Annotated in this window: 16 protein-coding genes; 5 read left to right on the top strand and 11 right to left on the bottom strand. The window is 30.2% G+C overall.

The genetic code is table 11. From position 1 onward, the window contains the following. Positions 1-12: 12 nt before the first annotated feature. From MBBWO_RS05165 to MBBWO_RS05135, 7 genes are all read right to left on the bottom strand, one after another. Positions 13-1,101 (bottom strand): tryptophan--tRNA ligase, encoded by a 1,089-nt coding sequence (locus MBBWO_RS05165; RefSeq protein ID WP_116669811.1) that lies wholly within the window; start codon positions 1,099-1,101, stop codon positions 13-15. A gap of 120 nt (positions 1,102-1,221) precedes the next feature. Further along, entirely contained in the window at positions 1,222-1,737 is a 516-nt protein-coding gene (gene endA, locus MBBWO_RS05160) for a tRNA-intron lyase (protein ID WP_116669810.1), read from the bottom strand. A 76-nt stretch (positions 1,738-1,813) separates the two neighbouring features. Further along, complete coding sequence (locus MBBWO_RS05155; RefSeq protein WP_116669809.1) at positions 1,814-2,521, bottom strand: metal-dependent transcriptional regulator; 708 nt, start codon at positions 2,519-2,521, stop codon at positions 1,814-1,816. 98 nt (positions 2,522-2,619) lie between these two features. After that, entirely contained in the window at positions 2,620-7,950 is a 5,331-nt protein-coding gene (locus MBBWO_RS05150) for a pseudomurein-binding repeat-containing protein (RefSeq protein ID WP_116669808.1), read from the bottom strand. 606 nt (positions 7,951-8,556) lie between these two features. Continuing rightward, entirely contained in the window at positions 8,557-10,209 is a 1,653-nt protein-coding gene (thsA, locus tag MBBWO_RS05145; RefSeq protein ID WP_116669807.1) for a thermosome subunit alpha, read from the bottom strand. A 146-nt stretch (positions 10,210-10,355) separates the two neighbouring features. Beyond that, positions 10,356-11,579, bottom strand: coding sequence for an FprA family A-type flavoprotein (locus MBBWO_RS05140; RefSeq protein ID WP_116669806.1), 1,224 nt, complete (start codon positions 11,577-11,579; stop codon positions 10,356-10,358). 9 nt (positions 11,580-11,588) lie between these two features. After that, positions 11,589-11,867 (bottom strand): hypothetical protein, encoded by a 279-nt coding sequence (locus tag MBBWO_RS05135; protein ID WP_116669805.1) that lies wholly within the window; start codon positions 11,865-11,867, stop codon positions 11,589-11,591. A gap of 152 nt (positions 11,868-12,019) precedes the next feature. Here MBBWO_RS05135 and MBBWO_RS08125 point away from each other — a divergent pair, with 152 nt between their 5' ends. The 3 genes from MBBWO_RS08125 to MBBWO_RS05125 are packed head-to-tail and all read left to right on the top strand — an operon-like array spanning position 12,020 to position 13,329. Then, entirely contained in the window at positions 12,020-12,175 is a 156-nt protein-coding gene (locus MBBWO_RS08125) for a hypothetical protein (RefSeq protein WP_165807928.1), read from the top strand. Between the two features lie 36 nt (positions 12,176-12,211). After that, the gene (locus MBBWO_RS05130; RefSeq protein WP_116669804.1) at positions 12,212-12,664 is read left to right on the top strand and encodes a hypothetical protein; all 453 of its coding nucleotides are present in this window, start codon (positions 12,212-12,214) and stop codon (positions 12,662-12,664) included. Positions 12,665-12,672: 8 nt separating this feature from the next. Further along, entirely contained in the window at positions 12,673-13,329 is a 657-nt protein-coding gene (locus tag MBBWO_RS05125) for a DUF116 domain-containing protein (protein ID WP_243408468.1), read from the top strand. Between the two features lie 5 nt (positions 13,330-13,334). Here the strand turns inward: MBBWO_RS05125 and hmgA are convergent, their stop codons facing one another. Genes hmgA through MBBWO_RS05110 form a run of 3 tightly spaced genes read right to left on the bottom strand, consistent with a single transcriptional unit; the run spans position 13,335 to position 16,151 of the window. Next, positions 13,335-14,537 (bottom strand): hydroxymethylglutaryl-CoA reductase (NADPH), encoded by a 1,203-nt coding sequence (gene hmgA, locus MBBWO_RS05120; RefSeq protein ID WP_116669802.1) that lies wholly within the window; start codon positions 14,535-14,537, stop codon positions 13,335-13,337. 15 nt (positions 14,538-14,552) lie between these two features. After that, on the bottom strand, positions 14,553-15,413 hold the full coding sequence (sucD, locus tag MBBWO_RS05115) for a succinate--CoA ligase subunit alpha (protein ID WP_116669801.1): 861 nt from the start codon (positions 15,411-15,413) through the stop codon (positions 14,553-14,555). A gap of 12 nt (positions 15,414-15,425) precedes the next feature. Next, the gene (locus MBBWO_RS05110; RefSeq protein WP_116669800.1) at positions 15,426-16,151 is read right to left on the bottom strand and encodes a hypothetical protein; all 726 of its coding nucleotides are present in this window, start codon (positions 16,149-16,151) and stop codon (positions 15,426-15,428) included. Between the two features lie 181 nt (positions 16,152-16,332). Between MBBWO_RS05110 and aroD the strand changes: the two genes are divergently transcribed. Both aroD and MBBWO_RS05100 read left to right on the top strand, forming a co-directional pair. Beyond that, entirely contained in the window at positions 16,333-17,004 is a 672-nt protein-coding gene (gene aroD / locus MBBWO_RS05105; RefSeq protein WP_116669799.1) for a type I 3-dehydroquinate dehydratase, read from the top strand. Between the two features lie 8 nt (positions 17,005-17,012). Continuing rightward, a complete protein-coding gene (locus MBBWO_RS05100; RefSeq protein WP_116669798.1) occupies positions 17,013-17,609 on the top strand; it encodes a S24/S26 family peptidase in 597 nt (198 codons plus the stop codon). Between the two features lie 18 nt (positions 17,610-17,627). On the opposite strand, the gene MBBWO_RS05095 is transcribed toward MBBWO_RS05100, so the two are convergent. Continuing rightward, on the bottom strand, positions 17,628-17,966 hold the full coding sequence (locus tag MBBWO_RS05095; RefSeq protein ID WP_116669797.1) for a P-II family nitrogen regulator: 339 nt from the start codon (positions 17,964-17,966) through the stop codon (positions 17,628-17,630). Between the last annotated feature and the right edge of the window lie 3 nt (positions 17,967-17,969).

Below are 17,969 nucleotides of genomic sequence, written 5' to 3'. Positions count from 1 at the left end.
TTATATCATGACTTAAACTAAAGTTTTAGCTATTTCACGAGCTTCATCTTTTTTATCTGCCAAATCATCAAACATCTCTTTCATCAATTGAGCAGCATGAGCTTTACAGTCCCCACAACGGAGACTACCATCTAGACATTCCTGTCTGATTTTTGCAAGTTCACTGTCATCATCAATTAAATGATAAACAAACATCTCATAAACAACACATTTATCAACTTCTCCACCTAATTCTTGTTGCTCTTTTAAGCTTTCCCTACCACCAGTTTTAGCAGTTTTAACTTTTTTAGCTGCAACATCAGAATCTTCATTAAGGTAGATAGCTGTTGAAGGTTTACTGCTGGACATCTTATCTCCACTTAATCCAGTTAAGAATCTATGATAAGTTGAAGCAGGAGATAAAAATCCTAATTCCTCAGATAACTTATGGGCAATATCCCTAGTTAATCTAATATGAGGATCCTGGTCAACTCCAACTGGAACTACAACCTTTTTAGGACCTCCAAATTCTTCTAATTGAGGAAGTAAAATATCGGCAACCTGCATTAAAGGAGCTTGCATATGAGCCATGTTTGTTGATTGTGTAAATCCATAAATAGCTTTAAGCTCATTAAAATTAGTTCTCTTTGAAGCCTTAAATCCTAAATTATGAAGAGCCTCATTATCAGACTGCAAATATACATTTACATTATCTTTAGTTAAATCAAGGCCTAATGCAATATAATTAGTCAAATATTCATTAACAGCTATATCACGTGCTTTTTCATAACTCATTGACCTTGCTGCATAGGATTCCATATCAGCTATTGGAAGAGAAAGCATTGCACCCTGCTTTTGATACCAAATAAGCTGATCAACTACCATCTTATGACCAATATGCATCTGTCCACTTGGCATCATACCAGTAACAACAGCAAATTCTTTATTATCATTCATTAATTTAATAATTTCATTAAATTCCCTATGTCCAAATATTACGCCTCTATCCATCAATCTTTGAGGATTTTTAATATCTGAAATTATATCTGAAAATTTTGAAATACCAAACTGATTTATTAATTTATCATAATCAACACTAGTTGATGCCCATGGATCAATCATATAACTCACTTTACTCCAATATAATTAATTAAATTAAAAATTCTTTTTAAAATATAAAATTAAATTAACACAAATATTAAAATATTAATCGTTCTTTTGATTTAAATCAATAGAAATTAGTTAAGGTCTAGTCCATTCCACATTGTAATAGGTGATATCAAAATCATCATCAACAATAGCTAGAAGAAGATTCTTATTAACACCATGTGCAACACGAATATAACTTGCAAAATCTAAAACATTAATATCATAATTTTCAAAGACAACTTTCACTAAATAATCAGAATGACCTTTACCCGGGCTTCTACCCCTATCATAAAGACGGAAATCTGAACCATACTTAAATCCAGTTTTAATAATATATCCCCTATCCTTTAAATCACGATATACAATGTAATTTCCATAAAGACCTTGATTTCTTAAAATTTCAATGAGATAATCAACACTACATTTCTCATCATTTTCAAAAACATCAAGACGGCCTTTTTCTAACAGATAACATGCTTCAATAACAGAAAGATTCAATGTATCAGCTTCAATTTTACCAAAAAAACTTTTTTCATTTAAGGCAATAGGTTTTTTACTGCCTTCTTCAATTTTAACTGATACAATATCATTAGATAAATTTCCACGCATTAAAACACCAAAAGAAAGTAATTATTAATAATAAAATTATGTTTCAATGCTATATAAAATTATAGTAAAAAAAGAATTAAAGTTTAACAAAAATATTATTTGCTAAATTTTGAGGAATATCAACTTCTCTGTCTAAAACAGAAAATACATAGGTTTCATGTTCCTCTTCATTAGATTTGTACCTGATTATGCTTCCAATGGTTATACCTAACTCATCAACAGCATCTAAAATATTGGAATTTCCTCTAATGAAACATACCACTCCTTCTGCATCACCATGTAATTCAGACAAAGCTAATAAATTGTTATCCCTTTTTAATACATTATCAAAGTCTTGTTCATTAAAGCAGTCTAAACAGCTTTTAAAATTAAAGTTACATGCAGGAATTAGATGATCATCAGGACATAAATCAGGATGTTTGAGCATAAGACATAATGCCCTTTCTGCTTCATCAGATAATGTATGTTCCATTTCACAAGCTTGTTCATGAATGTTTTCATATTTGATTTTTAAGACATCATGTAAGAATTTTTCTAAAATTCTGTGTTTTCTTGTGATTTTTTGAGCTATTGCCATACCACTATCTGTTAGGGAAGCTCCTTTATACGGAATATAATCAATATATTCTAATTTTTCTAATTTTTTAAGCATTTGAGTTACACTACCTGGAGCAATGCCTAAATCCCTAGATAATTGAGTTGTAGAAACTTGTTCTTTATTACTTCCATTACGGTAAAGAACTTCTAAATATTCTTCAATATTTTCACTAATATTATTTCCCATAAAGTTCACCCAAGTAAAAAACAGTTAATATATTGAACTTATGAGTATAAAAAGTTTTGGTTTACCTAAAAAAATAAAAAAGAGAGGATAGAAATCCTCTAGAATGGTAAAATATCGTAGGTTCCTTTATGATAATAAGAACTAGTATCCCAATTCTTAACTACACCTAAAGAGTTTCTACTACTTGTTGTATCAGCAATAACCCATTTTCCATCGATTTGGATTTGAGTCCATACATGACCCCATACATTACCACTAGATGTGAAGTAACAGTCACCATGAACAAATCTAATAGTTAAACCAACAGATCTAGCAAGTTCAACTAATAACCATGCTTGGTCACAACAGTTACCTGAACCAGAAGCTAAAGCTCCTTCTGCACCTTTTATAGTATTATAGTAAGTTTCATAAGCAATATTATCTCTTACCCATGTAAATAGTGCATTAGCTTTATCCCAAGTACTGGTTAATCCAACAGTTAATTTTTGAGCCAATTCTGCAATGGTTGATGAGGAAGAACCTCCAGATTGTGATATTGAAACAGTATTAGGTAAATAATCATTTTCTAAGTAGAATGCTAAAATCCTTGCAAAAGCATCAGTTAATTCATCAAATGATATTTTACCAATAGATGATGAAGCATAATTAGGAGCATAACCATATTCTAAAATAAATGAAGTTACTCTAGATGCAAGATCTAAGTATTCAGTTAAATTTAATTTAGAATTAACGAAAGCACCTTCAGGACTTGGAGCTTTATCAACATTGATAACTGTAATTACACCAAAGTCACCTTTATTTATCATATCAATAGCTACAGAAGCTAAATATAAGAATTGATAAATTGAGTACTCTTTTCCGTTAATAGTTACATACTCAGGTAATGCACCGTGAGCTTCAAGATAACCTTTAACATAAACAGATGCATCGATTACATCATCAACAGTTACATTATCACCAGCAGCACCTATATCAGACTCATTGAAATCTCCTAGTGATACATAATTTGGTAAATAACCATTATTAGAGTAGAATGCTAAGATTCTTGCAAACATATCAACTAAATCATCATAAGATATTTTACCTAAAGATGATGAAGCATAATTAGGAGCATAACCATTTTCTAAAATAAATGAAGCTACTCTAGATGCAAGATCTAAGTAATCATTTAATTCTAATTTAGCACTTATATTATCACCAGATGGATTTGGAGCTTTATCGATATCAACAACAGTAATTTCACCAAAGTTACCGCTGTGTACCATACCAATAGCAGTAGAAGCTAAATATAAGAATTGATGAATAGTGTATTCTTTTCCATTAATAGATACAGTATCCGGCAATACACCATTTGCTTCTAAATACTCTTTTACAGTAACAGCAGCATTTATAACATCTTCAACAGTAACCTTATCAGAAGAAACCTCAGAAGCAGGAATACTTGGACTTAATCTAGTTAAATATACAGATGAACCAGATATTTTTTCTTTACCTGTAACACCACAGAAATCACAGCCACAGTAGTCACAGGTTAATTCCCCTTCGTAAGTTCCTTTTGGATTGATTAACAATGAACCATAATAACCACAATTTGGACAGTAGTTTAACCAAGTAGTTACATATTTAATATACTTATAATCAGATGTTGTAACACTTGGCAACATTGTTACAGTTAAGTTGTAATAATCTAATAAATTAGAGATATATACCATTTGAGGCAATTGGTTATTGTTAAGGTTTGCATAACTTACAATTTTAGAGAACATGTAAGTTAATGTTTCATATTTTACATCCCCTAAAGAACTACTTACAGAACTTGGTGCTTTATTATTTGCCATCATACTGTCAACAATAGATTGAGCCATAGTTAAGAATTCATTAATGTATATCCTACCATGGAAATCATCTCCAGTATTAGCATCTGGAGCTGATACATCAATTGAAACAATATCTGATGAATTACCTGAATTAATATTGATTATAGCTTGAGCCATAAGGTATAAGAATTGAGGTACTGAGAATCTGACATCTCCAACAGTAACATAATTTGGCATTACACCATGTTCTTCAATATAGTTTTTCAAGTTAGTAGCAGCTTTTTTAATATCATCTAATGTAACAGTTGCATTACCTGAAGGAATATCTCCAGATTGATTGTAATCTAAACTATCAAAGTCTACTAAATTAGTAGCACCCCATCTAAATATTAAAACACCACTTGCACCTGCAGAAATTGCAATTTGAGCATCATTGGTTATTTCATCTAAAGGAAGATTAGTAACATCATAATCAGATTCATAACCTTGTAAACCTACCCAAACTTCTGCACCTTGAGAATTCTCTACAAACCATTTGGTCATAGAAGAAATCCAAGAGGATCCAGAATTATAATTACCTTTGTAAATCATTGGAATGATTACATCCATATATTTTGAAATATGGGCAAGGTCTTGACCATAATAATAGTCAATTTGTTTTTCTGGCATTAAAGCAGCAGATAATATTAAATTAGGGTTAACTTCTCTAATTGCAGTAGTAACCATAGTAACAAATTCATTGATAGCTTCTAAAGAACCTTCATGTTTATAAGCGGTACCTGGTACTCTTAAGTAATCAAAGTGGATACCTGCAACACCTGGTAATGAAGCATAGTATAAAGCTTCTTCAATTTTTTTATTAAAGTGTTCGTAATCAGGTGTTCCATCATCTAACACAGGTAAAATCCAACCACTATCATAGAATACTTGCATCCAAATATGAACTTTAATATGTAAATCATTAGCTTGTTGAATCCAGTCTAAGATACTAGCTTCAGTATATAATGAAAAGGCATAGTAATTTAGGAAGATATTTCCAACTCCTTGACTAGCTAAAGCAGCTAAATCAACTTTAAACATGTCTTTTGCTTGAACCCAATATCCATTACCATTAATTTTAGATACTACTTCAATAGTAGCAGAGCCATTTGAAGCTGCATAATCGCCATTACCTTCAAATCTGTAACTTACATTGAAAACTCCTTCACCTAAATCAATAGTAATCCTTACAATACCTTTTTCATTAGTGATTCTTTCATAATCAATTCCATTTATGGTAATAATAACTTTTTGATTAGCAATAGGATTACCATTAGCATCAGTTAAAATGACTTCAAATGAAGATCCTGATCCTTGGACAAATTCAAATTTTCCAGAATCTGTAATAATAGTTTCAATTATTTCCTTAAATTCGATTTTAGCAGTAGCACTAGCTGAATTCAATTTATTAGAACCAGCAAAGGTACATGAAATATCAAATGTACCGCTAGTTAAATTAAATATTACAGTTGCAATACCTTTTTCATTAGTGATAGCTTTATAAGACTTACCATTTATTTTGAATATTACTTCTTTACCAACAATAGGAACATCACCAGCAGTTAAAGTAGCAGAATATTTAATATTAGTACCGTCAGAAACAGTCATATTATCCATAGTAATGGTTGTTTCTTCAGTGGTAACAAAAGATACATAACTAGAACCAGAAGCATTTTGATATCCTTCATGTTCTATACTATAACTAATTTGGTAAAGTCCTTCAGGTAAATCAAGACTTGCAATACCTTTTTCATTAGAGGTAATATAATAGTCAACACCATTAACAACAAAATGAACAGTTATACCTTTTAAAGGATTGTTATTTTCATCAGTTACATATACATCAAATGATTCATTTTTGTGGATGTTTACAACATTATCACCAGGAGTAACATTAATTGGTAAACCTGAAATGATATTAATTAAAGAAGTGTTTGTACATGCTTTATATACACTAGATCCAGCGACTGACAAAGTTGCAGTATATTCACCTACAGGTAAATTAATATTCCAATATATTTTACCATTAGCATCAGTTTTAAGAGTATAAGATTGACCATTAACAGTTAAAATGACATCATAATTACGAACTGTATTTCCTAACTCATTATATAAAGTACCAGTTAATGTACCTTTTTGAGAACCAACAACAGTAACATCATCTACTTCAATATATGTACCTAAATTATTTAATATAGTAATAGTATTAGATCTCATAAGACCATCAGGACCAATAACAGTAATAATATACTTACCTGGAATAAGATTAATATTAAGAGAAGCTACACCATTATCATCACTAACACGAGTATACATAACACCATTAACATTAAAAGTAACATCAACACCAGCTAAAGGATTACCATTACCATCCAAAACAGTAGCATGATAATCATTAGTATCTTGGTATCCTTTTACAACATCATTATTATTAATAATAGTAGGTAACACAGTAACATTATTAGATCTCATAAGACCATCAGGACCAATAACAGTAATAATATAGGTATTAGGATCAAGATTAATATTAAGAGAAGCTACACCATACTCATTAGTAACACGAGTATACATAACACCATTAATATTAAAAGTAACATCAACACCAGCTAAAGGATTACCATTACCATCCAAAACAGTAGCAGTATACTTAGTACCATTCTTATAATACATAACAATATTCTCATTATCAACAATAGTAGGTAACACAGTAACATTATTAGATCTCATAAGACCATCAGGACCAATAACAGTAATAATATAGGTATTAGGATCAAGATTAATATTAAGAGAAGCTACACCATACTCATTAGTAACACGAGTATACATAACACCATTAATATTAAAAGTAACATCAACACCAGCTAAAGGATTACCATTACCATCCAAAACAGTAGCAGTATACTTAGTACCATTCTTATAATACATAACAATATTCTCATTATCAACAATAGTAGATAATACAAGGATAGAGTTAATTACTTTTTCACCAGTTACATTGTTAATTGAAATTATTTCATAACTACCCGGTCCAAGATTAATAGAAATAATAGCTAAACCTTGGTCATTTGTAGTACGGTCATAATAAATTCCATTAATAACAAAAGAAATCTCAGCATTAGCTAATGGATTACCTTCTTTATCAAAAAAGGTAGCTTCAAATTGAGAACCATTCTGATAATATTTAGTTAAATCATCACTAACAATGGAACTTGAATTTGAATTACTAGTTTGATTTTCTAATGGAGCTTCAGATATTACATTTTCAGCACCATTAATAGCATTATCCACATTAATTTCATCATTACTCAAACCGTCATCAGCATCAGCTGATTCTGATTGCGAAGATTTAGTAACCAAATCATCAGCTACAGAATCTTCTAATTCAACGTATTCGGCATTATTAATTGAAGAGAAATTATCAGAACTTTCACTAACTTCATAGTTGACACTATCTATATTATATAGAACAACATCAGAAGACTCTGAAAAATTTCCATCAATATCATTTGCATATATGGATCCTGCAGATAAGAATATCAAACTAAGAACCAATGCAAAAAATATCATTCTCATCTTCAAAATAATAAACCTCCTATTTTTTTAGAAAAAAATTGTTACATCATATATTTATTTTGAATATCTTATATAAACCTATTTATTGAGATAAATTGATAAAAGAGAGTTATTTTTAAAAATAAAGCTTAAAAAACAATAGAAATATCTAAAAAAATATTTATAAAAGCAATATTACAAATAAAAACATTTTAAATTAACCAATTATATTTAACTAAAAAACTTACATAACATCCACTAACCAAGATGTGAAAAATAATTATATTTAATATAATTAAATGTTTATATCATTACACCATAAATAAAAACATTAACTTATCTAATTGAAAAAATGAGTGAAAATAATGAATAATTACTAAATTAAAGCAAAAAACAGCGAAATTTTAAATTTGATGTAATTTTTTTCTTTTATGAAAAATTCATCTTGAAAAGAAAATAGAAAATAGATAAAACTAACCTATTTTAGTTAACTCATATACATGTTAACATATCAATTATAAGTTTTTAATCAAAAAAGTTTTAAAGTAGGAAATAGCTAAAAAATAAAAAAAGAAAGGTTATAAAATAACCTTTTAATGAATAAAGAAACAACAATAGTCAAATGAATTACATCATTGGTGGCATTCCACCCATTCCTCCAGCACCAGGCATTGGAGGCATACCACTATTATCATTTCCAGACTCATCAGGACCAGTTGAATTTAATGCATCTCTAGCTGCAATCATATCATCGATACGTAAAATCATTTCAGCAGCTTCACCGGAAGATTGAAGAGCTTGAACTTTAACTTTTAAAGGTTCTAAAACTCCTGCTTCTTTCATATCCACAACTTTTCCAGTAAATACATTAATACCCATTGCTTTTGAGTCTTCGTGAGCAGCTTTTAAATCTGCAATAAGATTAATTGAATCTAAACCTGCATTTTCAATTAAGGTTCTTGGAATAACTTCTAAAGCTTCAGCATATGCTAAAATAGCAAGTTGTTCTCTTCCACTTACAGAGTCACCATAATCTCTTAATTGTTTAATGAGTTCAATTTCACAAGCTCCTCCACCAACAAGAACTTTTCCATCTTCAATAGTAGCTGCAACTACACCTAAAGCATCATCTAATGCTCTGTTGATTTGTTCAGTTACATAACGGGTACTACCTCTTAATACAATGGAAGTAGCTTTTGGATTGTCACATTCTTCAATGAAGGTTAATTTGTGATCAAATATTTTTTTAACATAAATTTTACCAGCAGAACCTAAAACATCCTCATTCAAATCATTAATATCAGTTAAGAGTTTAGCACCAGTAGCTTTTTGGATTCTTTCCATGTCTGATTTTTTAACTCTTTTATAAGCCATGATTCCTGCTTTGTTTAAGTAGTGTTCTGCCATGTCATCAATACCTTTTTGACAGAATACAACATTAGCTCCAGATTCAATAATGGTATTTACTAAATCTTTAACCATTTCTTCCTCATTAGCAAGGAAAGCTTCAAATTGATCAGGACTTGTAATGTCAATTTTACTGTCAGTATTGATTTCTTTCAATTCAATAGGATATTTGAGAAGTGCAATTTTAGCATCGTTAACTTCAGTAGGCATTGCTTTAGATAAAGGAGCTTTATCCATAATAATTCCTTCAGCAAGGAAAGAATCTTCTACTGCATCTCCTGAAATCCTTTGGATGTTAATACTATCAATATCAACTTTTCCTTCATCTTCGATTCTTAATGCTGCATCTACTACTAAATCAGCTAATTGTTCTTTAGCATAGTCAGATCCTTTACCAGACATAGCAGTAATAGCTACACTTTTTAAAGTATCTCTATCATTTCCATCAATAGCTATATCATTTAAGATTTCAATAGCTTTAGCACATGCATTTCTGAATCCTCTAATTACAACAGAAGTTGCAATTCCATCTTCTAATAATTTTTGAGCTTTTGATAATAATTCACCAGCAATAACAACAACAGAAGTGGTTCCGTCTCCAACAATATCTTCTTGTTTTTTAGCTATTTCAACTAACATTCTAGCTGCTGGTTGTGCAATATCCATTTCTCTTAAAATAGTTGCACCATCATTAGTTACTGTAACATCACCCATTGAGTTTACTAACATTTTGTCCATTCCTTTTGGACCTAAGGTGGTTCTTACAATATTTTCTAAAATCTTAGCTGCAGTAATATTCATCCTTAAGGCATCTCTTTTGGAATATCTTTCAGTACCTTCAGGTAAAATGAATATTGGTTGATTTGCCATTATATATCACCTTTAATTAATTAAAGTTAAATAAATCATTTAACATTTAATAATGAGTTTAAGATAATATAAAAACTTTACTATAAAAATAAAAAAAAGTAAGAAAAATAGCTGTTATTTAAAAAATTAAAAAAAAGTAGAAAAGAGGTTTAGTCTTCTTTTAAAGATTCAACTAAACTTTTTCCAATGTCATAACATTTATCATATACATCTTCAGTTGGGATGTAAATTGTATCAAACTTATCAAATATCTCGAAACCAGCTGCAGTTAAGTCTGTTTCAAGTTTATTGGTAGCTCCTCCACCCCATCCTTTTGAACCAAAGATGACTGCTTGTTTTTTATAAGTAGTAGCAGCAAAGTTTAGAGCTGTTAAATAGTAAATAGTGTCACCAAGACTTGGATATGGATTGTTCATAACAGTAGGTGAACCTATACATACTGCTTTACTGTCCAATATATCAGTTACAAGATCACTTCTGTCATCTTCATGTAAGTAGTACATTTTAACTTCAAATCCTGCAGACATTATACCTTCAGCCATAGCTTGAGCCATTTTTGTTGTTGAGTGATGCATAGTGTCATAGACTAAAGTTACTTTATCTTTACATTTTCCACTTGCCCATTCATTATATTTTCCAATAATTTTAGCTGGTTCAGTCCATATTTGACCATGAGATGGAGCAATCATTTTAACTTTACTAACTAAGTCTAAATCTCCTAATTCTTTCATTTTAAGTAAATATAATCCAGAAGAAGGAGTGATTAAATTAGCATAGAATTTTTGTGCACTTGCCATTAAAATAGCTTCATCCACTTCATAATCAAATCTTTCACTAAGACAGATATGCTGACCAAATGCATCATTAGAACATAAAATTCCATCTTCTTCAATTAATGTAAACATACTATCTGGCCAGTGTAACATAGGAGCTTGAACAAAAGATAATGTTTTTCCTCCAAGATCTACAGAATCTCCAGTTGATACTGTTTTAAAATCAAAATCAGATAATGAAGGTAAATGACTTTTAAGACCTGCAACTGCCATTTGAGAACAGTAAACATCAACATCAGGGAATTTTTTAACAAACTCTACAAGAGATCCACTATGGTCATTTTCAATATGATTTTGAATAATTACATCAATTTTAAATTCTCTTCCTTCTTGTTCAAATGCATCTCTTACTCTACCCCATAATTGAGCAGAAGTTCCAGGGTATACATTATCAATTAAAGCAACTTTCTCTTCACCAAATACTAAATAACAGTTGTAAGTTGTCCCATTAAGTTTATATCCATGGTAATCTCTTAAATCCCAATCAAGGACACCAACCCAGTAAACACCATCAACTATTTTCTTTGCATCCGCTTTCATAATTAACACCTATAATTCCATTTTACAAACACATTTATCGCTGTAAGTGTAATAAAATCTGTATTCCATATTTACAACAGTGATATATTCAAAACATCCACCAATAATTTCCCCAATTTTTTGTAAAGCATCTACAGGTAACATTTCGCCTTTTGCAATACTTAAAGAGAAAATTACTTTTTCACCTTCAAAATCATAGTTTAAATAATCATCTGCTTTATTAGCAAATTCATATTCTTTAATTACATTAACTATTTCTTTTTCAATATCTTCATTAAAACGAAGCATAATTTTCAATCCCTATAAAGTTAATATTATTTAGTTATTATATCAACAAACTATATAAAATTAGTGTTATTTTTTACGAACAAAATCCTATATAAAATAATATTTATAATATAAAGATAGAAATTAATAATAATAATTAAAAGGTGATAGCTATGTGTTCAACTGGCGGACCAATGGCAGATATTGACATAAATAAATTAAAAACAAAAAGATACAAATGTCTTGATTGTGGAAATGACTTCAAAGGTCTTGGTAAGAAAGTAATATGTCCTTCTTGTCAAAGCGATAATGTCGAATGTAAAGAGTAATTTATTTACTCTTATTTCTATTTTTTGAGTGATAAATTGAATATTGATTTTAAAGATGATGAAATATTATTTCTTGAAGGTGAAACTGGTTTAGTAGGGATTGTAAAAGTAGCTTATGAAAACAAAATGCTATTTATTGCAACTCCAGATAATGATGAAATTGTACAATTTCTTGAAAAAGATGATTTAATTGCAGTTTCAGCATTTAATAAAGATAAAAGAGCTATTAGATCATTAGCATACTTAACACGTGAAGAAGATTCACCAATTGTTATTCTAGATAAAAATCATCCATCCACTAAAAGATTATCAATTGTTTTATCAGTAGGGGACAGTGTAAATCTTAACTGCAATATTACCCCCGGAACACATCCTGAACAGAATGTTTTATGTTCATGTGACTCATTATCTGGCTTATTAATTGAAAAAACAGCTAGTGGAGTTAAACTAAACAAAGAAGGAATAAAATACAGCATTGAAAAATTTTAGGTTAAATTATGATAGTAGAAGATATTTATCAGTTTTTAGGGCAGAGTATAATAACAATACTTATATTAGTAGCTATTTTATTAGTTGTAGCTATTATTCTGGGATTAGTAGTGGTAAAAAAGAAAATAATGATTTTTCCAAAGCTAATAATCTTTTTAAATGATGTCTTTTACTCACCACTGAAAAAACTATTTAAAGCTTTAAACTTTGATGAAAATCTTGTTGATACTATTGCTATTGAAGTTAGAAATGGGCTTAATGAAGAACCCTTTAAGGAAATTCCACCTGAAGAGACTTTAATCTTTTTACCTCACTGTTTAAGGCATAGAGATTGTGAAGCAGTTTTACAAGAACAAGGTTTAATATGTACAGACTGTAAAAAATGCTCTATTGGTGTTATTAAAAGAAAATCCGAACCTTTAGGTTATAAACTTTATATTGTTCCAGGTTCAAGTTTTGTTAAAAAAATCGTTAAGGAAAATAAATTTAAAGCAGTTATTGGTGTAGCCTGCCATGAAGATTTAAGTCAAACAATGATGTTATTATCTGATTACTGCCCTCAGGGAGTGCTACTTACAAGAACAGGATGCTTTGAAACAAAAGTAGATGTAAAAACAATACTTGAGTTAATAAACTCAAAAAATTGTTTAAAAGAAGAAGAATAAATTAATTATCCTCTTCCAAGTTGTTGGTGAGCTCTAGCAAGATGCCCTGCAGCTAAAGCACCAATTAATGATAATTCACCAGCAAGAACAGTAGATGCAACAATTTCTGCAAATTCTTTAGCTTTTCCAAAACCTGCAACACCTAAAATATTTAAACCTTCATTAGCAGTTTCAAGAGATGTTCCACCACCAACAGTAGCTACTGGTAAATCAGGTAAATTTACAGAGAAATATAAATCTCCATCCCTATTTTCTGCAGTTGTTATTCCTAATGAACCTTCTACTGCATGTGCTGCATCCTGACCTGTAGCAAGGAAAATAGCTGCAACCATATTTGCATAGTGAGCATTATAAGCAGTACTTCCAGCCACTGCAGATCCAATAAGATTTTTAGCTATGTTTACTTCAACAATAGCTTCAGCAGTTGTTTTTAATTTTTTACTTACAATATCTTTAGGTATTAAAACATCTGCAACAACGGTTTTTCCTCTTCCCTCAACCATGTTAATTGCAGCTGCTTTTTTATCAACACATACATTACCGCTTAAAGCGATGTGTTGTGCACTGGTTTCTTTAGTCATTTCATCCAATATCTTTTCAGTAGCTATTGTAACCATGTTCATACCCATACTATCCCCTGTTGAGTAGACAAAACGAGGATATACATAAGAACCAGCAATTAAAATAGGATCTATTTTTAATAGTTTTCCATGAGAAGTTGTAGATTCAGCTATTTCTTTCAATCTGTCAAAATTATCTTCAAACCATTGTTTAAGTTTTAATGACTCAACAGAAGAAGAAGTTTTAATAACTGGAGCTCTAGTCATAATATCTGAAATTACTCTAACATTAACTCCACCAGAAGCAGTTATAGTAGATGCACCTCTATTAATAGATGCAACTAAAGCACCTTCTGAAGTAGCTAAAGGAACAAAGACTTCTCTTTTACAAAACTCACCATTAATTTTCATAGGTCCTGCAACACCAATTGGTAATTGTAAAACACCAATTGAGTTTTCAATATTCCTTTTAGAAGCATTTTCCATATTTAAAGTATAATTTCCCATATTAGGCAATTGAGTTTTAGAATACTCTTGGATAAATTCTCTTCTAATATCACAAGCAACATCAGCAGGGAAATGTTTGTCTACTTCATATAGCTTCATTTCTTTATTTAATAATTTTTTTACAACTTCTTTAGAATCCATAGTATTCACTTTAAATTAAATTGAATCTTTAATTAAATCAGCAATTTGAGAAGGCATTTTAGCTACTTTAACACCTGCATCAGATAATGCATCAATCTTATTTTGTGCAGTACCTGAATTACCTTGGATAATAGCTCCTGCATGCCCCATTCTTTTACCTGGAGGAGCAGTGATACCTGCAATATAAGATACAACAGGTTTTGAAATATTATTTTTAATAAACTCTGCTGCTTTTTCTTCTGCATTACCACCAATTTCTCCAATTAATACAATAGCTTCAGTATCATCATCTTCTTCAAATTTAGTGAGAACATCAATATAATTAGTTCCAATAACTGGATCTCCACCAATACCCACACAAGTACTTTGACCAATTCCAGCACGTGTTAACTGGCTTGCAACTTCATAGGTTAAAGTTCCACTTCTTGAAATTACTCCAACATTTCCTTTATCAAAGATGTGAGTTGGCATGATTCCAAGTTTACCAACACCTGGACTGATAATTCCAGGAGTATTTGGACCAATTACAGTAGTTCCCATTTTTTCAGCATAATTCATAATTTGAAGAGAATCATGGACAGGAATATGTTCAGATATAATTACTACTAAATCTAAATTCCTTATTGATTCAAAAGCTGCATCTTTTGCAAATTTAGCTGGAACAAATATTATGGATGCATTAATTTCACAGTTTTCTTTTGCTTCTGCAATAGAATTAAAAATTGGAACACCCATAAAATCTTGTCCACCTTTACCAGGTGTAACACCCGCAACAATATTTGTATTATATTCTAACATTTGCTCAGTATGGAAAGAACCTTGTTTACCAGTAATTCCTTGAACTAAGCATTTTGTATCTTTATCTAAGTAAATCATAAAAACACCAAATTATCTTAAAATCCTAGTTTTATTCTCAAATGGAACAGATAAATCAATAATATTTCCATTCATAAAAGCAGTAGCTGAAAATATTACACTGCCAGGCAATACATCACAGCTAGTACCTCTTTTAACTAAATAAGTATTCTTATTTCCAAGAGCAGCACCAATCATGGCTCCTCCAACAACACCTATTGATTCTATGTTTTCTATAGTGGCAACAACAACAGGATCATCAGTTTCAGAAGAAACATAACCTACACCAGGTATTTTCTTGGATTTAACTTCAATTAAATCAGAAACATCAGTTACATTTTTCATACCACTTGCTGCCTCAATAGCTGAATTAGCTACATCACGAACAAATGGTTCACCACCATAGGTATCAAAACCCAAAACAATTGCATCAGGATATCTGTCTTGCCTTACACTGGCTTCTGCATAAGAAATTCCCTCACCAGCACTTGATTCATCTTGAGAAATTCCAGACAAATCACCTAAATTTTCAGCACAATCTTTTAAAATAGAGACAATGCCTTGATTTATGGTTTCAAGTAAATCATCTTCAACAAATGCACTAATAACTACATCATCACCAGTTACATTTGTTAAACCTGCACTATGAGCACCTAATGCCTTTAATTTATAAATATTTTCTTCAATATTATTTATTAATGAATTACTACAGGATACATCATTTTTAGAAATATCTGCACCTATAGATGTGATTTTCAAAATAACACCTTTTCTAATTAATTAAATTAATAAAATATGAAATTTTATACAATAATTATATGTTATTTAATTTATATAAGCTTTAGTAATCATTTTTATGAACATTACAAAGAGCACTATTTAAAACATAAATTAATCTTTATATAATGATTCTTACAAAATAGTATATCAAGGCGAAATCATGTATTCACAAACAAAAATAGCTATACCTATATTTCAAAATACAAAAGAAGCCGTGATAGCTGTAGCTGAGGATTGTATTGATAAAGGAGCAGATGTGCTTGAATTTAGAATAGATGCTTTAGATAATCCTAATTCAAAGGAAATTAAAGAAGTTATTGAGGAAATTAATTTCCCAATGATAGCTACAAATAGAATAACTAGTGAAGGAGGTTCTTTTAAAGGTAGTGAAGAAGAACGTGTAAACCTCCTTTTAGAATGTATTGATTTAGTTGATTATGTTGATATTGAGCTCCAAAGTGATGATAAATACATTTCCTTATTAAATGAGGGATCTGCAAAAACAATTATCTCCTATCATGATTTTGAAAAAACACCTGATCTTGATGAAATTTACTATATTGTTGAAAAGGAAAAAGAATTGGGAGATATCGCAAAAGTAGCTTTCATGCCAAAAGATTTAGATGATACATTGAAAGTTTTAGCTATTCTTTCACACTATTCAAATACAATAGCTATTTCAATGAGTGATTTAGGAAGTTATACAAGAGTTATGGCTTCAAAATTTAATTCACCAATAACTTTTGCTGCAGGAACTGATGTAACAGCACCTGGCCAAATCGATATAGAAACCATGAAATCCTTATTAAATATGGATTTAACTATTGAATAAGTGGTTTTATGAAAAATCTAACTAAATTTATCTTAATTTTAATCATAGTCATAGCAGGAGCTCTAGGACTTATATTTATTTCTAATCCAACAGTTGATTTATATATTGATGGTGAAAATATTACCTGCACCATTGACAGGCCTTTTTCTGAAGAATTAAATGAAGAGATTTGCAAATATGCTCTTGATTCAATGAACAACATATCTTCTAATGTCAGTAGTTTAGAGGCTGGAATAAAAGATATATGTCGTGAAAATGGTCTTGGAGAAGTTAATGTAAATATTAAAAGTCCTTATGGAAATAATCAATTCCCTGTTATCTATCAAGTTGAAGGAGACTCAATGGAACCTACTTTACAGGATGGACAGACTATTTTAGTTAATAAAACAAAAGATATTGAAATTAATGACATTGTAGTTGCAAACAGCTCTGAATATGGAAACATTGTAAAAAGAGTTGATAATATTGAGGGAAACAGCATCCATTTAGTTAGTGATAACAAAGAAGTTGATTACAATATCATTAATGGAATAATTTATGAATCACGTGGAATAACAACTTGGGTAGATTTGTCAGACATCTACGGAGTTGTTGAAGATTATTAAAAAAATATGGAAAAAAAGTTAGATAGCTTTTTTTCCACGTTCTCCAGTTCTTATTCTAACTACTTCTTCTATTGAACGGATAAATATCTTTCCGTCCCCAATATTACCTGTGTAGGCACCTTCCTGAATAGCTGAAATTACATTTTCAACATCTTCATCTGCTACAACAAGTTCAATTTTAGTTTTTGGAATTAAATCAATACAGTAGCTAGATCCCCTATAAGATTCTTTAATACCTCTTTGACTTCCCCTTCCTTTAACTTCACTTACAGTCATTCCATTACAGCCAATCTCTGTAAGTTTTTCTTTTACATCATGATATTTTTCTGGCCTTATAATAGCTATAATGTTTTTCATTTT

Origin of the sequence: Methanobrevibacter woesei (assembly GCF_003111605.1) — an archaeon.
Taxonomy (GTDB): domain Archaea; phylum Methanobacteriota; class Methanobacteria; order Methanobacteriales; family Methanobacteriaceae; genus Methanocatella; species Methanocatella woesei.
Note: the sequence above shows the minus strand (reverse complement) of the source record. Positions and strands in the feature narration are given on the sequence as shown.

Coding starts and splice junctions, on each gene's coding strand:
- MBBWO_RS05165 (WP_116669811.1), bottom strand. CDS start 1,101: ATGATTGATCCATGGGCATCAACTAGTGTTGATTATGATAAATTAATA.
- sucD (WP_116669801.1), bottom strand. CDS start 15,413: ATGATTTACTTAGATAAAGATACAAAATGCTTAGTTCAAGGAATTACT.
- aroD (WP_116669799.1), top strand. CDS start 16,333: ATGTATTCACAAACAAAAATAGCTATACCTATATTTCAAAATACAAAA.
- MBBWO_RS05125 (WP_243408468.1), top strand. CDS start 12,673: ATGATAGTAGAAGATATTTATCAGTTTTTAGGGCAGAGTATAATAACA.
- MBBWO_RS08125 (WP_165807928.1), top strand. CDS start 12,020: ATGTGTTCAACTGGCGGACCAATGGCAGATATTGACATAAATAAATTA.
- MBBWO_RS05140 (WP_116669806.1), bottom strand. CDS start 11,579: ATGAAAGCGGATGCAAAGAAAATAGTTGATGGTGTTTACTGGGTTGGT.
- MBBWO_RS05100 (WP_116669798.1), top strand. CDS start 17,013: ATGAAAAATCTAACTAAATTTATCTTAATTTTAATCATAGTCATAGCA.
- hmgA (WP_116669802.1), bottom strand. CDS start 14,537: ATGGATTCTAAAGAAGTTGTAAAAAAATTATTAAATAAAGAAATGAAG.
- endA (WP_116669810.1), bottom strand. CDS start 1,737: ATGCGTGGAAATTTATCTAATGATATTGTATCAGTTAAAATTGAAGAA.
- MBBWO_RS05135 (WP_116669805.1), bottom strand. CDS start 11,867: ATGCTTCGTTTTAATGAAGATATTGAAAAAGAAATAGTTAATGTAATT.
- MBBWO_RS05155 (WP_116669809.1), bottom strand. CDS start 2,521: ATGGGAAATAATATTAGTGAAAATATTGAAGAATATTTAGAAGTTCTT.
- MBBWO_RS05150 (WP_116669808.1), bottom strand. CDS start 7,950: ATGAGAATGATATTTTTTGCATTGGTTCTTAGTTTGATATTCTTATCT.
- MBBWO_RS05095 (WP_116669797.1), bottom strand. CDS start 17,966: ATGAAAAACATTATAGCTATTATAAGGCCAGAAAAATATCATGATGTA.